Origin of the sequence: Planococcus sp. PAMC 21323, from assembly GCF_000785555.1 — a bacterium.
GTDB lineage: Bacteria > Bacillota > Bacilli > Bacillales_A > Planococcaceae > Planococcus.
In genome coordinates this window covers 2,060,371-2,080,585 of record NZ_CP009129.1, presented here as the reverse complement: position 1 = coordinate 2,080,585, position 20,215 = coordinate 2,060,371, and the positions used below count along the sequence as shown (strand labels likewise).

The 20,215-nt window shown below is 38.1% G+C and carries 20 protein-coding genes; 17 read left to right on the top strand and 3 right to left on the bottom strand.

Annotated elements, in window-relative coordinates:
* Positions 1-48: 48 nt before the first annotated feature.
* On the top strand, positions 49-1,398 hold the full coding sequence (locus PLANO_RS10530) for a TrkH family potassium uptake protein (protein WP_038704406.1): 1,350 nt from the start codon (positions 49-51) through the stop codon (positions 1,396-1,398).
* 78 nt (positions 1,399-1,476) lie between these two features.
* Positions 1,477-1,920: a MarR family winged helix-turn-helix transcriptional regulator gene (locus PLANO_RS10525; protein WP_038704405.1), complete on the top strand. Its 444-nt coding sequence runs from the start codon at positions 1,477-1,479 to the stop codon at positions 1,918-1,920.
* A 46-nt stretch (positions 1,921-1,966) separates the two neighbouring features.
* Here the strand turns inward: PLANO_RS10525 and PLANO_RS10520 are convergent, their stop codons facing one another.
* Together PLANO_RS10520 and PLANO_RS10515 are read right to left on the bottom strand one after the other, a co-directional pair.
* Positions 1,967-2,560: a hypothetical protein gene (locus tag PLANO_RS10520; RefSeq protein WP_038704404.1), complete on the bottom strand. Its 594-nt coding sequence runs from the start codon at positions 2,558-2,560 to the stop codon at positions 1,967-1,969.
* Positions 2,561-2,623: 63 nt separating this feature from the next.
* A complete protein-coding gene (locus PLANO_RS10515) occupies positions 2,624-3,238 on the bottom strand; it encodes a CPBP family intramembrane glutamic endopeptidase (protein ID WP_038704403.1) in 615 nt (204 codons plus the stop codon).
* A gap of 189 nt (positions 3,239-3,427) precedes the next feature.
* On the opposite strand from PLANO_RS10515, the gene PLANO_RS10510 reads away from it, so the two are divergent.
* From PLANO_RS10510 to PLANO_RS10490, 5 genes are all read left to right on the top strand, one after another.
* Positions 3,428-3,616 (top strand): hypothetical protein, encoded by a 189-nt coding sequence (locus tag PLANO_RS10510; protein ID WP_038704402.1) that lies wholly within the window; start codon positions 3,428-3,430, stop codon positions 3,614-3,616.
* A gap of 28 nt (positions 3,617-3,644) precedes the next feature.
* A complete protein-coding gene (locus tag PLANO_RS10505) occupies positions 3,645-4,580 on the top strand; it encodes an AAA family ATPase (RefSeq protein WP_038704401.1) in 936 nt (311 codons plus the stop codon).
* Positions 4,581-5,735 carry a DUF58 domain-containing protein gene (locus PLANO_RS10500; protein WP_038704400.1) on the top strand — a complete coding sequence of 385 codons (1,155 nt, stop codon included), beginning with the start codon at positions 4,581-4,583 and terminating at the stop codon, positions 5,733-5,735.
* Positions 5,732-6,943 (top strand): DUF4129 domain-containing protein, encoded by a 1,212-nt coding sequence (locus PLANO_RS10495; protein WP_038704399.1) that lies wholly within the window; start codon positions 5,732-5,734, stop codon positions 6,941-6,943. Before PLANO_RS10500 ends, PLANO_RS10495 begins: the two co-directional genes overlap by 4 nt.
* Positions 6,944-7,157: 214 nt before the next feature.
* Complete coding sequence (locus PLANO_RS10490) at positions 7,158-8,018, top strand: NAD(P)-dependent oxidoreductase (protein ID WP_038704398.1); 861 nt, start codon at positions 7,158-7,160, stop codon at positions 8,016-8,018.
* A gap of 42 nt (positions 8,019-8,060) precedes the next feature.
* On the opposite strand, the gene PLANO_RS10485 is transcribed toward PLANO_RS10490, so the two are convergent.
* Positions 8,061-8,522: a YkyB family protein gene (locus PLANO_RS10485; RefSeq protein WP_038704397.1), complete on the bottom strand. Its 462-nt coding sequence runs from the start codon at positions 8,520-8,522 to the stop codon at positions 8,061-8,063.
* Between the two features lie 209 nt (positions 8,523-8,731).
* On the opposite strand from PLANO_RS10485, the gene fadH reads away from it, so the two are divergent.
* The 10 genes from fadH (at position 8,732) to PLANO_RS15980 (ending at position 20,211) form a co-directional block, all read left to right on the top strand.
* Positions 8,732-9,499 (top strand): 2,4-dienoyl-CoA reductase, encoded by a 768-nt coding sequence (gene fadH, locus PLANO_RS10480; protein ID WP_038704396.1) that lies wholly within the window; start codon positions 8,732-8,734, stop codon positions 9,497-9,499.
* 102 nt (positions 9,500-9,601) lie between these two features.
* Positions 9,602-10,051 (top strand): cyclic-di-AMP-binding protein CbpB, encoded by a 450-nt coding sequence (gene cbpB, locus PLANO_RS10475; protein ID WP_038704395.1) that lies wholly within the window; start codon positions 9,602-9,604, stop codon positions 10,049-10,051.
* Positions 10,052-10,227: 176 nt separating this feature from the next.
* Entirely contained in the window at positions 10,228-11,706 is a 1,479-nt protein-coding gene (locus PLANO_RS10470) for an MDR family MFS transporter (protein ID WP_038704394.1), read from the top strand.
* A complete protein-coding gene (locus tag PLANO_RS10465) occupies positions 11,696-12,571 on the top strand; it encodes a transcriptional regulator CcpC (RefSeq protein WP_038704393.1) in 876 nt (291 codons plus the stop codon). Before PLANO_RS10470 ends, PLANO_RS10465 begins: the two co-directional genes overlap by 11 nt.
* 67 nt (positions 12,572-12,638) lie before the next feature.
* Complete coding sequence (gene dapD, locus PLANO_RS10460; protein ID WP_038704392.1) at positions 12,639-13,352, top strand: 2,3,4,5-tetrahydropyridine-2,6-dicarboxylate N-acetyltransferase; 714 nt, start codon at positions 12,639-12,641, stop codon at positions 13,350-13,352.
* Positions 13,353-13,364: 12 nt separating this feature from the next.
* The gene (locus PLANO_RS10455; RefSeq protein WP_038704391.1) at positions 13,365-14,480 is read left to right on the top strand and encodes an N-acetyldiaminopimelate deacetylase; all 1,116 of its coding nucleotides are present in this window, start codon (positions 13,365-13,367) and stop codon (positions 14,478-14,480) included.
* A gap of 126 nt (positions 14,481-14,606) precedes the next feature.
* On the top strand, positions 14,607-16,964 hold the full coding sequence (locus PLANO_RS10450; protein ID WP_038704390.1) for a hypothetical protein: 2,358 nt from the start codon (positions 14,607-14,609) through the stop codon (positions 16,962-16,964).
* Complete coding sequence (locus PLANO_RS10445; RefSeq protein ID WP_038704389.1) at positions 16,961-17,896, top strand: ABC transporter ATP-binding protein; 936 nt, start codon at positions 16,961-16,963, stop codon at positions 17,894-17,896. The genes PLANO_RS10450 and PLANO_RS10445 overlap by 4 nt, the downstream gene beginning before the upstream one ends.
* Positions 17,893-18,741: an ABC transporter permease gene (locus PLANO_RS10440; RefSeq protein ID WP_038704388.1), complete on the top strand. Its 849-nt coding sequence runs from the start codon at positions 17,893-17,895 to the stop codon at positions 18,739-18,741. The genes PLANO_RS10445 and PLANO_RS10440 overlap by 4 nt, the downstream gene beginning before the upstream one ends.
* A gap of 12 nt (positions 18,742-18,753) precedes the next feature.
* Positions 18,754-20,211, top strand: coding sequence for a hypothetical protein (locus PLANO_RS15980; protein ID WP_038704387.1), 1,458 nt, complete (start codon positions 18,754-18,756; stop codon positions 20,209-20,211).
* Positions 20,212-20,215 lie beyond the last annotated feature (4 nt).

The following is a 20,215-nucleotide window of genomic DNA, read 5'->3' as shown; positions in this document are numbered from 1 at the left end:
TTTCATAGAATGAGAAGAGAGTAAAACGCCGAAGGGAATCAATGTCTTATGAATAAATCATTTCAAAAAGTACGGAATCTCACACCTGCACAGGCAATTGTTTCGTATTATTTTGTGGCAATTGCTGTTTCCTTCTTATTACTGAGGTTACCAAATGTCCATAAACCGGGGATGACAATCCCTTTAATCGACAGCTTATTTACTGCAGTGAGTGCTGTTAGTGTGACAGGATTGACTGTTATTAATGTTGTTGATACGTATACTGTTTTTGGTATTATCGTCTTAATGATTGTGCTGCAGCTAGGCGGCATTGGAATTATGTCAATCGGTACGTTTATCTGGCTTCTTTTTGGCAAGCGTATTGGACTGCGAGAACGCCAGCTCATTATGGTCGACCATAACCAATCGAGCATGTCAGGTGTCGTCAAACTTATTCGTGAAATTGTAAAAATCATGTTATTAATTGAAGCAGTTGGAGCGGTTATACTAACAATTTACTTTACTCAATATTTCCCTACATTCCAAGAAGCCCTGCTTCACGGAGTTTTTGGCTCAATAACAGCTACGACTAATGGAGGATTTGATATTACGGGCGAATCATTAATGCCCTATTTTAATGATTATTTTGTTCAAATTATCAATATGATTCTCATTATTCTAGGTGCCATAGGTTTTCCAGTTTTAATTGAGGTAAAAGAATTTATCTCCAACAAGCAAAAATATTTCCGTTTTTCTTTGTTTACTAAAATTACAACAACTATATTTGCTGTTTTGTTAGCTGTTGGAGCTATCGGTATCTTCCTATTAGAATCTGTAAAAGCGTTTAAAGGAATGACGTGGCATGAATCTATGTTTGCATCAATTTTTCATTCAGTTTCATCGCGTTCAGGTGGGCTTGTAACAGTTGATATTACACAATTTAGCGATGCTACAAATGCTTTCATGAGTGCATTAATGTTTGTAGGTGCTTCACCAAGTTCAGCAGGTGGAGGAATTCGAACAACAACTTTTGCGATTGCAATTTTATTTTTAATTAACTTTGCACGAGGAAAAAATACGATTCAAATATTTAATCGAGAAATCGAGTTAATCGATGTCTTCCGATCGTTCGCCGTTATCTTTTTAGCATTTTTCATCGTCTTTGCATCTACGTTAGCACTACTCATTACTGAACCAACTGCTACAATCGTTGAAATTATATTTGAAATCACTTCCGCTTTTGGAACATGTGGAATGTCTCTAGGCATCACAAGTGATTTATCAGAAATCGGGAAGTTCATTATAATGGCATTGATGTTTGTTGGTCGCGTAGGTTTAATTTCTTTCTTATTCACAATTGGTGGGAAAACAGATCCGACCAAATTCCATTATCCAAAAGAACGCGTAATCATTGGCTAACTCCTAAAAGATGTCATATATACGAAAAAAGACTATAATTAGTGTAATACAACTTTAGCAGTAGAAAGAGTGATTTGAATGGACGAAGATATTAAACAATCGCTAAAATTATTTATTGTACTATCACGCGCACATAAAGCCATTACAGAACAGACTAATCAGTTTTTTCAAACAAGTGGAGTAAATCCTACTGAATTTGCTGTCTTGGAGCTGTTATATCATAAAGGTAAACAACCGTTACAGAAAATAGGTGGGAAAATTCTTTTAGCAAGCGGGTCAATTACGTATGTGATTGATAAACTTGAAAAAAGAGGATACATTACACGCGTCAACAGCCCAAGCGACCGACGTATCACGTATGCTGAAATATCGGAATCTGGTAAAGAATTTATGGCAAAAGTTTTTCCTGAACATGAAAAAAAACTACATGATCTAACAGAAGCTTTAACAAGCGAAGAAAAAGACCAAGCTATCGAATTAATGAAAAAGCTAGGTTTGTCGATTAAAGATTTATCCTATTAATTAGAAAGGCCTTCCGGAAATTCCGGAAGGCCTTTTACATATTTATCTACTGAATTGCTTGTATAGTTTTACTCATAGCAATAAAATCTTCGGTCGCATTTACTGTGCTGTCGTCAAAAATGGTCAAGCGGACGATAAGATTTTCTAGTTCATAAACAATCCCAGTGACAGTGCCTTCAGTACTTGGCACGTTATAAGCTATAGTCTGTGTAGCGGCAGAGTGATTGAAATCTGTGATTTCATCAGGCTCTTGATCAGGGTTTACAGCTGCTAACCCTTGCATCATTGAATCTACTATAAAGTCATAGTCAGCTTCTTCAAGTGAGAAGGTTTCAATTCGCATAGATACACCTGTGTTGTCTGCTACATACAGAATATCTTTATTTGGTTCTTCTGCAGTGAGTTCGTAGCCATCTTGAACATAAAGTTCATAATTTTGACTATCACTTTGTGTCAATGTGCCTGTTGGTTCAGGTTGTTCTGACGATTCGCCTTCATCAGGAGTTGACGGCTCTTCTGTGGGAGCTGGATCTGTAGATTCTACAGGCTCAGAAACTCCCTCTTCTTCAGGAGATAAACAAGCTGCTAATAACAAACTAATCATCAAAACGGATGATACTAAAAATAAGTTCTTTCTCATAAAAAAACTCCTCCCTTAAGCTGGTTTATCTAGTAGACGTCCAGATGGGAGGAATGTTTCACTTTAAACAGATAATGGCATAATTAGGAACAGCAAAACAATCATGACCAGATGAGCAACAATAATAGCCGGTAAGCTTTTTTTCCATTCGTAAAGAAATCCTAAAATCAAGCTGGCAACGATTCCAGCTAAAGCCCCTGACCAAAATCCACCTAATGCAAGCGCTAAACCAAATAAAAATGAGCTAACTAAAATAGAGATGGGGGTAGAAGTATATTGTTTTAATTTTTGTTGAACTAACCCTCTCCAAAAAATTTCTTCACCTGGAACGATAATAAACATTAAGAGTAAATAATGCCAAATCGAAACAGGAGAAAATCTAGAAAGAAATGTATCAATCGAGCCGGCTGCATTAAATGGGGTCAAAAGCAATAATTGATAACCTACAACAAAAAGACCGTATAAAATCGAGCCAAACAATATGCCGAAAATTAAAGATTTCCAAGTAGTAAGCTCGTCGGAAATTTTGACGAATATGATAGCGAGAGACATAAGGATCAACGTCGCAAATGTGTACATATACCAAAAGATCGCAGTGTTTTCAAAGGCTAGATCATATAAAAAGAAAGCTAACGGCAGCATCAAAATCAAAGGATGCCGCTTAAAAAAGTTAATCATGTAAATCCTCCTAAATTTAAAACCATGGAGACAAATATTGACAAAGATGTCTAAGTCGTTTTGTTGCTGTATACTAGTGCCTAGAACAGGTTTTTATAGACTGTTTATTTTTATATCATCAATTTATATCATTCGTTTAGTATTATAACAGAAGAACTTATCAATACTAAGGCAAAAGGAGAACAATTTATGACTGATTACAATCAACAACTAGAAGAGTTAAAAAATGGAACGATCGAATCCATTACAATCCCAAAAGAAGATTTTTTGGATTTTCGTACAGTTTTAATAGCGCGTGAGGATTTCAAGCATTTTCGTGGAACAGCGTACCATCATGGTAAAACCATTTACACATATACGGTAGAACCATCAAAATAATAAGCAAAATGGGAAATGGGGAGAATATGTGGAAAAATTAACAAAAGTTAAAGATCAATTAAATCAATTAGTAGTGGGCAGAGAAAAGGAAATTGACTTTATGTTAATTGCTTTAATTCAAGGGGGGCATGTGTTGCTTGAAAGTGTGCCAGGTTCAGGCAAAACATGGATGGCTAAAGCATTTGCAGGATCTTTTGCAGGTCAGTTTCAACGCATTCAATTTACACCGGATGTTTTGCCGTCAGACGTGACAGGCATTCGCTTTTTTAATCCGAAAACACAAGAATTTGAACTTCGGGCTGGTCCTGTACAAACTAATTTATTGTTAGCTGATGAGATCAATCGAGCCACGCCGCGAACACAATCAAGTCTTTTAGAGTCAATGGAAGAGAAGCAAGCAACGATCGATGGCGATACATTGCAATTGCCAAACCCATTTATTGTCATTGCAACGCAAAATCCTGTCGAGTCACAACAAGGAACTTTTCCGCTTCCTGCAGCACAACTAGACCGTTTTTTATTTCGACTAGAAATTGGTTATCCGGAATATGAAGAAGAGCTCTTGATTATCCAAAATTTTCGAGATAACGTATCTCATAAAAAACAAATTCTTCCCGTTGCTTCGGTTGAAGATGTTCAACAATGGCATTTAGATGCAGGTCGAGTAGCAGTACATAAAGACATTGAAACGTACATATTATCGCTAGTCCGAGCGACGCGTGAACATCCATCAATTGAACTTGGACTAAGCTCAAGAGCCGCTTTAGCACTTGTTCATGCAGCGCAAGGGAGAGCATTTATAGAAGGGCGAAATTTTGTTACACCAGATGACGTTAAATACATAGTAGAACCGGTAGCTGTCCACCGATTAATGCTAACAGCTGAAGGCATGCTCATTCATGAGCCTTTAGCAGTTTTACGTGATATTGTAAATTCAGTTTCTTCACCGGTAGAGGCATTTTAGATGATCTGGATGCGCCATGACGACGATTTTAAAAATTTGAAATGGGTACTCGGCTTTCTACTTGTTTTGTTTTTTATGGCAATGGTGTTTTTGCAGTTTACTGCAGCTGTCGTCATTATTTTTGTCGCTTCAATAGTAGGGGGACAATTATTCTATTTAAAGAATGTTGGTTCAAAATTAGTTTTCCAAAACATCCGAATGCGAAAACGTGTCCTTTATGATGGAGAATCAGCTTGGCAGTTTACTTTTAAAAATGATGGATTACCCATTTGGGGAGGCCAATTAAAAATATGGTTTTATGATGCTGTGGAACCAATAGAACAACCGCGAATAAGTTCTGGTGAGCTAATAGAACTTTCATTGCCATTCACAATTGGTCATAACGAAACTATCGAAATAGAAGTACCTGTTAGAGGAAAGAAAAGAGGAATTTCACGCATTACAAAAATGGAAGTGCTTATCCCGCAGCCATTTGGAGAAGGTAGCGTGACATTAGAATACCTTCCTAGAATTGCACATGAACAACTCGTGTTTCCAAAGATCGAAAAACATCCTTTTAGCTATAAGCCATCTCCACAAAAGCCAGGAGAATTCAATTTAAAGCATTCTTTATTTGACGATGCCTTTCAACCAATCGGTACGCGAGATTACGTATCGACTGATCAATTTAACCAAATCCACTGGAAAGCCAGTGTCAGAATGCAAAATTACCAAACCAAAATTTTTTCGCAAGTGGCAAACGAAACTATGCTCTTTGCACTGAATATCTCTGCATATTATGGAACAATTCACAATTTAGAAGAACGAATCGAAGAACTAGCTTCTTATATAGAAGATTGCTTTAAAGCAGGTATCCCATATGCAGTAGCAGTCAATATTCGTTCTGCTGGAAAGATGCCATATTTGTATTTGTCTGCAGGACAAGGTCAAAAACAACGTCAGCAGGCATTGGAGTTGCTATCGGTTATTTCTAAAAACAATGCAACTCTTTCTTATAACACCATGTTGGGTCATTTGGATATACATTCTGAATTACCTTATACCACGTACTTATTGACGGATAAGCCTGAGGACTCTTTGCGCTTTATAAATATGTGGGCAAGGCAGACTCAATTAACCGTTTTACCTGGTAGAAAGGAACGTGATTTGGCATGAGATCCCGCTTTATTTCATCTATTTACTTTATGCTGGATGCTTTTATCCTTTCGTTATTGCTGGTATTTGTGGAACCCCCCACTGCTTGGAGTTGGATTTTAACAGCCTTATTCGTTTCAGGGAGTGTCTATTTATTGACTGTAAAATATGCATACAGTTTAATTATCGGAGTCGGAATTTCTTTTGTTGCGATATTATTATTATGGGTTTTAGGAGTTCCAGCATGGTTAGCACTTTTGTTAGGTATACTTGCAATCTATATGCTTCATAATAGGTATTCAGCATTTTATGATGGATTTAGTGATGACCATCATTTTCTGGTAAAATTTATTGTGGTTTTTAGTGCTTGCTGGGTTCTTCTTTTATTAAATCCTGAAGCGCAGTCAACTCAGACACTTTTCACCATGGTGCCGGTCGCAATATTATTTTATACAATATCTCGCGTGATTGACCAATACAGTGTTTCTAAGTCAGAAGGCATGCGATTGACTCAAGCGGTCGGAGCATTCGGTTTTCTTGTTAGCATAGCTAGCGTTGCAGCAATCATTACCTTTTTTATAGCTGAAGAAGTACGAAGAGGACTTGGTTGGGTTGTAGGAGGCGTTATTCGTCTTCTTTTTTGGCCGCTAGCTCTATTGATGGAGCAAGTCACTCTGTTTTTATCAGGGTTATCGACAGAAGAGGACATGCAAGAAACAATTGATCAATTAGGTCCAGATGAAGAAACAACTCAAAACACCCAAGTGATAAGTGAATCGGGAGCCACTGATTACCCAGTGGAGATTTTAATAGGCTTATTTTTGGTAAGCTGTGTAATTGTACTCGTCTTATGGTTAAGGAAAGTAAAGCCAGAAATAAAAGTACCAATAAAAGAAACTACGAATAAAACAAAAAGGTATCCTAATCAAACGATACAAACAGCTGTGCCGTTTGTACTTGAGTCTTCTGATGCCGAAATGAATTTGCATCAAATTAGAGAAGCTTTTCGTGAACTCGAAAAGACAGCGAAAGAGCAGAATTTAGGAAGAGAAGATTATGAAACAGTTCGTGAATGGGTGTCACGAATGAGTTGGAATACATCAGATTCTTTTTATCACACATATGATCGTGTCCGTTATGGAGACGAGCAATTGCCGGAATTACATGCTAAACAATTTATAGCTGATATTCAAAAAATAAAAAAAGATTATTTCAAAGAAAATGTTTAAAATCTTTTCAGGAGGGGCATAGTATACTTGAACACAGCAACATTCTCATTTCCCCCTTTTGTGGTCGGTCCGTTTACGGATCGGCTTCTTTTTTTTATATAGAAACATACATTTAATGAGTAAATTTTTAAAGTATGACATTGCTCGTTCCTATAAGTGTATATCTTATGAAATTTTGCTAAACTGTAGATGAAACTAAAAGGAGGAAATACATATGAAGCTTGGATTTGTTGGAACTGGAGTCATGGGCAATAGTTTGGTAAAGCATTTACTCGATGATAAGCATGAAGTTTTTATCTATACGCGTACCGCTCAAAAAGCAGAGAATTTAGTAGAAGCCGGTGCAACTCTTGTTGATTCACCTAAGCAAGTTGCTGAAAATAGTGAAGTGATCTTTACAATGGTTGGCTATCCTTCCGATGTAGAACAAGTTTATTTTGGTGAACAAGGGCTACTAGAGAATGCTAAGACAGGCACCATCCTTGTAGATATGACAACTTCCCAGCCGCAATTGGCTCAACGAATCTTTGATGCAGCAGCTGACAAAGGGCTTCACGCATTAGATGCTCCTGTATCTGGAGGGGATATCGGTGCAAAAAATGGTGTATTGTCCATTATGATTGGTGGAGAAAAAGAAGTTTATAAGAAAATTTCTCCTATCCTTAATTTGTTTGGAGAAAATATTGTGTTTCAAGGACCAGCAGGGTCAGGACAACATACCAAAATGTGCAACCAAATTAATATTGCGAGTAGTATGATTGGCGTATGTGAGTCAATTATTTATGCGGAGAAGGCAGGGTTAGACCCAGAACGAGTATTGCGTTCCATTTCATCAGGCGCAGCGGGTTCATGGTCATTGTCCAATCTTGCACCTAAAATGATTAACGAAGACTTCCGTCCAGGGTTTTACATAAAACACTTTATTAAAGATATGAAAATTGCTGCACAAGAAGCAGAGGACTGGGGATTAGATTTACCAGGGCTACGTATGTCGCTAAGCATGTACGAAAAAATTGCAGCTCAGGGCAACGAAGAAAATGGTACTCAAGCTTTAATCGAATATTATAAATCATAAAAACAGCCGAAAACCTTTAAAGGTTTTCGGCTGTTTTTAGACTTAATCAAAGTATGATTTTTTTGGAGAATAAAAGCGATCAACTTGTTTTGGTTGATATGCTTTAGAGAAGTTGGAAAGTGTAGACTCTTTTTTTTGCGGTTCCAGTCCGGTCAACGTTCGTAAAATTTCTTTTGCCACTTTCAAATTCATGCGACTTGGCGGATTGCGATACGTATCGTCTAAGTGGCCTAAATGTTCAAGTAAGGAGAAATCTTCTTTTTTCGGGAGCATGTGAAAATAGTAATTGCCGCATTTAACGAGGACGGAAGATTGTTGTTGACTTTTCTGAGGGTTTTTACTGAAGTGTAAGCCGATTTTTAATGCACGCTCTTTATCAATCATCAAATTTAACGCTTCTTTTTTTAATGCATATAAATATTGATTATCAGGAGCAGTTTTTGCGTGCCGGTTTACTGTAAATATAGCTTGTGCGATATCTGAATCTGATTTTGCAGATGGCATAGACTCATTCCTTTCATCCAAATAAGTGGGAGTTCGCTATTATCATATCAAAATTAACAGACACTGTATACCGAAGGAACATATCTATTAAAAGGGAAAATCAAAAGCTTTGTAGAACTCTATTAGTTAAGGTGAAAACGTCTGACCAAAATACGTTCAGATGAAAATCATCGGTTTAACTATCAAGACTAATAAAAGGGGATGTTTCTATGTTTACAGATCAAACGATTATTGTTACTGGTGGTTCAAGTGGTATGGGACTCCATATGGCTAAGAAATTTGCTTCAGAAGGAGCAAATGTTGTTATAACAGGACGAGACATGGAAAAATTAAATGAAGCTGTGAAAGCGATTACAGGAGAGCGTGGATCTGTAGAAGTATTTCAAATGGATGTAAGAGAACCTGAACATGCAAAAGCGATGGTTAAGTTTGCTCATGAGAAATTCGGAAGAGTGGACGGCTTAGTAAACAATGCTGCTGGAAACTTTATTGTTCATGCAGAAAAGCTTTCACCAAATGGCTGGAAATCGGTGATTGATATTGTGTTGAATGGTACATTTTTCTGTTCGCATGCAGTTGGGAATTATTGGATTGAAAACGGCACTAAAGGAAATATTATTAATATGTTGGCTACTTATGCGTGGAATGCCGGTGCTGGAGTTGCCCATTCAGCAGCAGCTAAAGCCGGTGTTATGTCCTTAACTCGAACTCTCGCTGTCGAGTGGGGAACTCAATTTGGCATTCGGGTAAATGGTATTGCGCCTGGACCAATCGAACGGACGGGTGGAGCTGAAAAATTATGGGAATCTGAAAAGGCAGCGAAACGAACAATTGATTCAATTCCGCTAGGAAGACTCGGAAAACCTGAAGAAGTAGCTGAACTTGCTGCATTTATCATGTCAGATAAAGCTTCGTATATGAACGGAGAAATTGTCACATTAGACGGTGGGCAATGGTTAAACAAATTTCCTTTTTAAGTAATTTGATGGGCGAATAAAATAGTTTCGCCTATGCCGTTGTGTTATGATGAACCTAAATAGGTGGCATTTAATACAGGCGTTGTAAAAGGAGTAGAGTACATGATTTCATTACCAAGCAAAGATTTTCTTGATACACCAATCGAAGACTATATCATCTCTTCTGAGAAAGTTGCACATGTTCAAATAGGCAATAGTGCAGAACATGCATTACTTGTTTTGACAAAGACGGGTTATTCAGCTATACCGGTTTTAGATTCAAAATATCGCTTTCGGGGCTTGATCAATGCACAACGAATAACGGACGCAATTCTCGGTTTAGATCATATAGAATACGAACGGCTTTCTGATATCCGCGTGGAAGATATCATGGAAAAAGATCTTCCTTTGATCCACATTAACGAGCGGTTTCAAAAAGCGCTAGATATGGTCATTAACCAGAATTTTCTTTGCATTGTAGATGATGAAGAAATGTTCATGGGAATCTTGACGCGGCGCGTTGTATTAAAACAATTAAAAAAACAACTTTATCAATTAAAAAATTCTATGTAGAGAAGGTCTCGTTTTAGAGGCCTTTTTTATGCTTAAAAGAAGATGGATTTTTTGTATGAAATTGGTCAATGTCTGGCGCCCAGATTTTAGAAGTATAAGTCAAATTGGCTTCTACTGATAAAATCAATAAAGGCGCTTTTATTTTTCCTATATTGAGTCGAAAAGAGGTTTGTTGAATGGAAAAGACAAAAAGGCCGTTAGTTTTAGCTTCAGTCATGCTGGCGATGTTTGTCAGTGCTGTTGAAGCTACAATTGTATCAACGGCTATGCCTAGTATTGCAGCTGAATTAGGCGGTTTTTCACAATATAGCTGGGTATTCTCAGCATATTTACTAATGAGTACTGTAACCGTCTTACTCTACGGTAAACTGTCAGACATATTTGGACGTAAGCGCATATTTACTATTGGGATGCTATTATTTTTACTTGGTTCTTTGTTATGTGGACTCGCCACGACGATGGATGAACTAATCATTTTTCGTTTTGTTCAAGGCCTAGGAGCGGGCGCAGTTATGCCTATCGCCACTACAATAGTTGGGGATATTTATACAAGGGAAGAACGTGCGAAAATTCAAGGGTATTTGTCGAGTGTATGGGGAATTTCAGCTGTTACAGGTCCAGCTATCGGTGGTGTGCTTGTTGTAACTATCGGTTGGGAATATGTATTTTGGATAAACTTACCTCTTGGTATTTTATCATTACTCGGCGTTTTACTATTTTTAAAAGAACCTGTAAATAACAAAACCCCAGTGATCGATTACAAAGGTGCAGTTCTTTTAATGGTCGCATTATCTAGTCTTTTGTATTTACTTGTTGAAGGTGGCGTGTCATTTAACTGGCTATCTACACAAACGTTACTATTATTAGTAGCTAGTAGTTTACTTATTGTCTTCTTCGTTATTGTAGAGCGCAAAGCTGAAGACCCAATCATGCCTTTTGAGATTTGGCGAAATAAAACCATTCTTTATGCCAATCTTGTTTCATTGGCAACAGGTGTTATATTAATTGGGATATCGAGTTATTTACCTACATATGTTACAGGTGTCATGGAACAACCTGCAGCAATTGCGGGATTTACGTTAACAGCTATGTCAATTGGTTGGCCACTTGCAGCCTTTTTCTCGGGGAGATTATTGCTGAAAATTGGTTATTTTAAAACTTCATTAGCTGGTGGCGTTTTCCTCGTAATTGGGACCTTATTGTTTGTCTTGATGCAACCGAGCTTTGGACCTTTATGGGCGGCGCTGTCGAGTTTTGCTATTGGCATTGGAATGGGGTTGACCAGTACTGCTTTTATCGTTTCGATTCAAGCTGCCGTCTCTTATGGACAGCGTGGGTCAGCTACTGCTTCAAATATGTTTATGCGAAACTTAGGTAGTACGATCGGAGTGGCATTACTCGGTAGTATATTGAACAGTTCACTATTGCGTTATTTTGCTGATAACGGTCAAAGTTATACATTAAGTTCAATCAATGATTTGTTGAGTAAAAAGACTCGTGTCGAAATGCCAGTCGAGGCGTTAAGATTTCTTCAGCAGGGATTAGCTGAGTCGCTACAAATGGTGTATTTAGTGACCGCATTTTTCGCTATGCTTAGCCTTGTTTTGATTTTAGGACTTCGCGGACAAAGAGGAGTGAAGAGCAATGTCAAATGAAGAATTAGTCATTAAGGTATTAGCAGAAGAAGGAAATATGAGAAAAGCTGCAGAACGGCTTTTTTTATCGCAACCGGCATTATCTCAGCGTCTTCAATCTATTGAAAAAGACTGGGGGCAACAATTGTTCATTCGTTCTCAAAAAGGACTTTCGCCAACCCCTGCTGGCGAATTGGTTATCCAGTATGCGATTGAAACAATTCAGCGGAAAGAAGAAGTTTTTGAAGTATTGCACACCTTAACTTCTAAAGTGCACGGTACGTTAAAAATTGCTTGTGCCACGATTATCGGTCAAAATTGGCTGCCGAAAGTTTTGAAAGATTTTGTCACGCTTTATCCAGAAGCGAAAATTCAATTGATCACCGGCTGGAGTTCGGAAATTGTCCGGGCACTATATGACGGGGAAGCACATATCGGAATTGTTCGTGGTCACACAGATTGGAAAGGACCCAAATTGCATTTGTTTAAAGATACTTTGTATTTAGTAGATAAAGAGATTCGGTCTCTTGAAGAGCTCCTTCAAACAGAGCGACCGTTTATTCAGTTTAAAAGCGATTCAACTTACTACGAGGAAATACAACAATGGTGGCAAAAGCATTTTGCTTCAAATCCAAAGCGTCAAATTACTGTAGATCAAATTGAAACGTGTAAACAAATGGCTGTAAATGGAATCGGCTATGCCATCTTGCCATCGATTACGCTGGCTGGCACCGAAGATGTGCATATGATGCCATTAACGAACAACAAAGAAGAATTAGAATTGACGCGTGATACGTGGTTGATTGGATATGAATCAGCATTCCAACTACGACAGGTTGAAGCATTTGTCGACATAGTCGAAAAACATGCCACTTTATTAAGATGAAGTGGATGAATTTTTATACTAAATCAGATATAATAATTACATCACATAACAGAAAGAGGTTTTATTGATGAAACAAATGGATGCAAATGAAATTATTTCGTACATACAAAATGCGAAAAAATCGACACCTGTAAAAGTTTACATAAAAGGACAAGGCGTTGCTGATTTAGATTATGGAACAGATTCTAAAGTTTTTGGAGAAGGCAATTCGGTTACTGTATTTGGCGAATGGACAGATATTCAAGCAGCATTAGAGGCTAATGCTTCAGCAATCGAAGATTCTGTAGTGGAAAACGATCGTAGAAATTCAGCGATTCCATTATTGGATATGAAAAACATTAATAGCCGTATTGAGCCAGGTGCATTTATCCGTGAAAACGTAGAAATCGGAAACAATTGCATTATTATGATGGGTGCTGTAATCAATATTGGAGCTGTTATTGGTGATGGCACTATGATTGATATGGGTGTTATTTTGGGTGGCCGTGCAACTGTCGGCAAAAACTGTCACATCGGTGCAGGCGCAGTACTTGCAGGCGTAATTGAACCAGCTTCAGCTACTCCTGTAATAGTTGAAGATGATGTTATGATCGGTGCAAATGCAGTCGTTCTTGAAGGTGTTCGTATTGGCAAAGGTGCAGTTGTTGCAGCGGGTGCAATTGTTATCGAAGATGTTCCTGAAAATTCAGTAGTGGGCGGAATGCCAGCACGCGTATTGAAATTGATGGATGCTAAAACACGCTCAAAAACAGAAATCAAACAAGAACTAAGACAGTTATAATCGGTGAATCCAATGGAATTAGTGAAAATTAGAAGAGCTTTGCATCAAATTCCGGAAATTGGCTTTAAAGAAGTAAAAACGCAACGCTATTTAATGGACATCATTTCTCAGTTTCCGCAAGAGCGATTAGAAATCGTGAAATGGCGTACTGGAATTGCAGTCAAAGTGTTAGGGGACAACCCAACAAAGTTGATTGGCTGGAGAACTGACATAGATGCTTTGCCGATTACAGAAGAAACCGGCTTAGAATTTCAATCGACGCATCCAGGATTTATGCATGCTTGTGGTCACGATGTGCACATGACAATTGCCATAGGCTTATTGCAAAAGTTAATTGAAAAACCAATCCAAGATGATGTCGTTATTTTATTTCAACCAGCTGAAGAAGGTCCAGGAGGCGCATTGCCTTTTCGAGAATGGCTGAAAAGTGAAAAGCCTGATTTTTTACCGGATATGATTTCTGCTTTGCACATAGCACCAGAACTACCAGTTGGCACGGTAGGTACGCGACCAGGCTTATTGTTTGCCAATACATCAGAGTTATTTATCGACCTTCATGGCAAAGGTGGGCATGCAGCTTTTCCCCATTTAACAGAAGACATGGCGGTTGCTGCTGCATCCATGCTAATGCAATTACAGACGATTGTTAGTCGGAATGTAAATCCGATGGACTCTGCTGTACTGACAATTGGCAAGCTTAGCGCTGGAACTGTACAAAATATTATTGCTGAACATGCACGTCTAGAAGGAACGATTCGTACATTAAACAGTGAGTCGATGAGGCAGGTGAAAAAGCGAATTGAAGCAATTTGTCGTGCAGTAGAAGAAGCATACAATTGTCAAGTAAGCATCGATTATGGATCGAGTTATCTCGAGGTTAATAATAATCAAGAGTTGGCGGAAAAATTTTTATATTATGCCAATCAAGTAGCAAACATTAAAGCCATACAAAGTGAGGCAGCAATGACTGGCGAGGATTTTGGTTATTTTACTGAACAACTTCCAGGTATGATGTTCTGGGCCGGTGTCAACTCACCCTATGGATTGCATCACTCAAAATTAAATCCAGATGAACAAATCTTAGAATTCATGCCAGATTTTTTACATGGCTTTTTTGTAGAACTATAAGAACAGGTAGCTTAAGCTGCCTGTTCTTTTTTAGTAAGAAAATTAAACCTTGTTTTGTAGTGAGAATATGGAACTATTTTTAATTGCTAGCGTACTAATAAAGAGACGAATAAAAGGAGGGTCAACATGCATAAACGCTTGCTGGCATATTTTGCTTTTGCATTGCTATTTAGTTTTTTAATTTTGCCTCAACCATCTTTAGCGGCGCCGCAAATCACCATAGATTCCAGTGCCGGTTTTCAAAATAAAGTGAAAATGGAAAAAGGGTTACCGTTGCAGTTTACGATAACCAATGACGGTTCGGCTTTTTCTGGTGACTTAGTACTTAGTTTTTCAGAAACTTATAATCTCGGAGCTGGAATGGCACTGCCAATTGAGCTTGCCGAGGGAGAAACAAAAACCTTGCAAATCGCAGCATCCGGATTAACGGATACGTATTATTCAGGAGGTACCGGCGATCAAAACATTTTCTTGTTTGAAGGAGGATGGGAAGACGGGAAATCTATTGCTTTTAAAGGAAGTAAAAAGATTCAACCATCTAATTATTCACCTATGTCAGTATTTGTCGCGACTTTAACAGACAATCAAGACCGTCTGTTACCTTTAAAGCAGCTTTCGATACCCTCAAGTGAAGGTATTGAGGTATTTCATTTAAATCAATTAAAGAATTTTACATTACCGACCGAAGCTCAAGCTTGGGACATGATTGATGTTCTTGTTATTGATGAATTTACTTACAGCGATTTACCAGCTCCTACGCAACAAGCCATTTTACTATGGGTACAGCAAGGTGGACATGTTATTACAGGTTCATCGAGTAATTTAGAAGCAGAACTTGGAAATTTGAGTGAATATTTACCGTTAAATTTAGCAGATTCTAAGGAAACTACAATTCCAGGACTTGAAAATCCAGTTCCTGTGTTTAGAGCAAGCGCTAAAGAAGGTGCTGTAGTCAAGCTGAAAAAAGACGATCAAGTTTTGGCTGCATCGCAGTCTATTGGATCTGGTAGTTTGACGCAAATGAGTTTTTCACTTGGAGATGAAACCGTTTCCGGTCAAAAAGGTTATAGTCAAATGCTATCGAATTTGTTCCCATCTTCATTAGCAAATTATAATAACATGGGTGGACAATCGATTCTCGATACTATGACGTATGAAGTTGGAAATGTTAACGAGCTATTCGAAAGCTTTGAAGTATCAAAACCATTCATTATTATCGTTATCTTGCTTTATATTTTACTAATTGTCCCTATTTTATATATGGTTCTTAAGAAAAAGGACAAACGTGAATATGCCTGGTTTATCATTCCTACTATTGCAATAGTAACTTCAATTGGATTATTTGCTTTTGGAGCAAAAGATCGCATTGGAAATCCGCAAATTCAACAAACCGGCTTTTTTGAAGTGGATGCTGATAGTGGATTAAAAGGATATTACGTCAATTCGTTACTTTCGAATCGTGGAGGAGATTATCAATTTACAGCCCCTTCTTCTACTACAATGACTCATCGCTTGGCTAGTGATTTTTCATCCACACAGCCGTACTTGTCGGCAATGTTGGAAAAAGGAGCTGCAAGCAACCAAATGACATTACGTGATATGCGTTATTGGTCTGTAGGTTCGATTATGGGTCAATCGTATATTGAAGACAGCGGAGACTTCGGAATCGATTTGGAAGTCGCAAATGAAAAAATTACTGGCTCTATACAAAATAACTTTCCTTTTGCAGTCGAAAGTGTTTCGATTTGGACAGGAACACGTCTTATAGACATAGGCAAGTTGAACCCGGGAGAAGAGTTAGTAGTTGATGAAACCGTTCAATCGGCTATTTTGTCACCAGCAGCTCCAATCGGACAATCGTATAGTTATCAACCGATTGCAAACTTAAAAGAGTTAGAAAAAGCACGTCGACAATCATTGTTGACTACATCATATGAGCAATTGTCCCAAAAAGGTAAGGCTCCTTACGTAATTGCTTATGCACGCGATGCTATTGTACCGATTACGCTCGAAAACCAAAGAGCTTCTGTTGAGTCTGTACATCTTATTGCACAAAGTTTCAAACCGAAATTGAGCTTGAGTGGAGATATTACTTTAAACGTAGATGCATTTTCGATGAATCTTGCTGGTATAAATAATACTGGTTATTTTGAAAATGTATCAACAGACCCTTATCTATTTTATTTAGAGCCTGGAGAATATGAACTAACGTTTACATTACCAGAAGATTTAGAGCTTAAAAAAGCAGTATGGAATGAATTATCTGTGACCAAATCTGCGCCAAACTTGAATGTCAGTATATTAAATCACAAAAGTGGAGATTACGAAGAACTGACAGAATCTAATCAAAAATTCGCTGACAATGCAAAAGAATATTTAAACGCAGAAGGCGCAATTAAATTTAAGTTAGACATGTCCGATAACTCAGGTATTCCTGAAGTGGTTATGCCAAAAGTTAAATTGAAAGGAGTGATTGCTCCATGATTGAAACAATCGGATTAACCAAGAAATACGGATCTTTCTACGCTCTTCAGGATCTGAATTTGGTCGTAGAAGATAGCACAGTTTTTGGTTTTGTAGGTGCAAATGGAGCAGGGAAATCAACGACTTTTTCGATTTTGGCCACACTTCTTCAGCCAACAGCTGGAGATGCTTTCATTAATGGGGTGAGTGTTACTAAAAACCCTCAAGAAGTACGAAAGCAAATTGGCTATGTACCAGATTTCTTTGGGGTATATGATCAATTAAAAACAGACGAGTATTTAGATTTTTACGGTGCGAGTTATGGCATTAAACCAAAAGAGCGTGCTGTATTAATCCCGAAGCTTTTAGAATTAGTCAACTTAGAAAACAAGCGATATGAATATGTTGATTTATTATCGCGTGGGATGAAACAGCGGCTCTGTCTGGCGCGTGCATTAATTCATGATCCTAAAATATTAATCTTAGATGAACCGGCATCAGGTCTAGACCCACGTGCACGTGTGGAAATGAGAGATATATTAAGAGAGTTAAAAGCTATGGGCAAAACCATCTTGATTTCTTCTCACATTCTTCCGGAACTTGCTGAGATGTGTGATAGCATCGGAGTAATTGATAATGGAAAATTAATTGCGCAAGGTTCTGTATCAGACATTCAAGCGCAATTGCAAAGTGAAAAAGTGCTGCGCGTCAAAACTAGCGGAGACATACAATCAGTTGTTTCTTTTTTTGAAATGGATCCATTTGTTTCTCAAATTGTAGAACTGCAAGGTAAAAACACGCTTCAATTTTTCTATCGTGGCACAGAAGAAGATCAATTGCAGTTGCTACAGCGCGCAATACATCAGAAATTGCCGATTCTTTCATTTTCTGAAGAAGAAACAGATTTAGAAGATGTCTTTATGGCAATTACAAAAGGAGTGGAAATTGGATGAAACCCCTTTTTACCAATCCAGTACTAGTCAAAGAGCTTAAATTGCGCTTCCGTAATTTAAAAAGTTTTACGGGTATTTTGTTTTACTTAATCGCGATGAGTGTATTTGTTTTTGGTTTTATCTTTTTAGCCACATCTTTAACTGGAAATGGATTTTTCCGTCCGGACGAAAGTTTTATGTTGTTTAGTATGATGACGTATATTCAATTAGGATTGATCCTATTTATTACGCCAGCATTGACCGCAGGAACGATTAGTACGGAACGAGAAAAGCAAACATTGAACATTTTACTTACTACATCGCAAACGTCTTTCCAAATTATATTTGGGAAAATGACATCGTCTATCGCGTTTTTATTGCTGATGATCGTGTCTGGTTTACCTATTTACAGTTTAGTTTTCTTATACGGAGGTGTTTCTCCAAGTCAGTTGTTCTTTATTTTCTTGTTTTATATGCTGACATTACTCGCAATTGCGAGCATTGGGGTCATGTTTTCAACATTGATCAGAAAAACCATAGTTGCCATTATTGCAACTTATGGGGCTATGATTTTTCTTGCGGGAGTTACCGCATTCTTTCTATTAATCTCAGTTCAAGTTTCTCAAATGGGCATGACCTCACCAGCGACAACAATGTCACCAATGGCTCATTTTTGGGCAACGATTAATCCGCCGGCAGTTTTGCTGACGTTATTACAGCCACCTATGCAAGATGAATTACAAACGGTGACAATGGTACCCATTCCGTTATGGATCGGCTACACCATTTTTTATATTTTAATAACAGCAGGCAGTTTGTTGTTAGCGGTAAAAAAATTACGCGTAAATATGAATAAATACAAATAAGGAGGGATTCTCATGAACAATCGTGATATACGCAACCACGTCAAAAAAGTAAAGCGCATTTTAAAGATGCTTCATATCGGACGTAGTTTTCAGTTTGCTTTGTTTGCAGGTCTTGTATTAGCCGCTGCTCTGCTTTTTGGATCACGGTTGTTCGTGCTTCCTTATTATGAATTTTATGCATATGCAGTAGGAACAGTTGCGACATTTGGTTGGATTTTATTGTCTTTAAAAGGACTCCCAACTGAGCAACAAGCTGTACAAGAATTAGACCGTTTTACTCCGCATAATCAATTATTAACAGTGTGGAAAATGACAGAGCACAATAAACTATCACAAGAGTTAACTCATAAAACAGCAAAAAATATTCCACACAGTTATCAATTGTTTCGAAAAGAACGCAAAATGTGGCTACGACCAAAATGGTTGATCGGTGCTGTGATTAGTGCTGCTTTAATGCTCTTGCTTTTAATTTTCCCAAGTAATTTGCAAAACCAAGCAAATGATGTGGAAAAAGAACTTGAATTAGTTGAAGAGCTTAAAAAAGAAATTGATGACATTAAAAAGCAAGCAGAAACAGAGACTGTTAAAAAAGAATTAGCAGCATTAAAAGCTATAGTTGCAGAAAAAGAAAATCCAGAAGCAGTATTAAAAGAAATTGTAAAAAAACAAAAAGAATTGGAGTTGAAAAAACGGCAATTAGCAGGAGACCAAAATCCTGATGCTAAAAAGACGAATGAAGACTTAGAAAAAGCAGCCAATCAATTAGCTGAACAAGCAGGAAAGACGCAAACGACTTTAAGCAATATGGGGAAACCCGTATCATTTCCGTTGCAACAAACAATTGCCAACCGTGAACAATCGAACGAAGGCAAACAAAACGGTTCTAGTGACGGCGAATCGTCTGAAACTACCGGTGAATCCGGTGCAAATGGACAAGCATCAGGTACAGGAGAAAATGAATCAACAGGGGAACAAGGTTCAGAAAATAGCGAGTCTCAAAGCCAAGGCGAAGGACAGGGCGAAGGTCAAGGTCAGGGTCAAGGTCAGGGTCAAGGCCAAGGACAAGGTCAAGGTCAGGGTCAAGGTCAGGGTCAAGGCCAAGGTCAGGGTCAAGGCCAAGGCCAAGGCCAAGGCCAAGGCCAAGGCCAAGGCCAAGGCCAAGGACAAGGACAAGGACAAAGCGGTAGTGGAGCTGGTACAGGTAAAGGCAGCCGTGATTTATTGACTGTGCCTACTCGAATCGGTGGCAAAGGACAAACAACCGTTGACAGTGGAGAAGTTGGAGAAGGCGAAGCAGTTGGTGAGCAAACGGGAACTGTTTCTGCAACTAAAGGAACAGTACGACCTTATGCAGATGTAGTGGGAGATTATTCAGCATCGTATTTCTCAAGTGCAGATCGTCTGCAATTGCCTCCTGATTTGCAAACCATTGTGGAACAATACTTTACTGATATTGAAACCGACAAATAGAAAA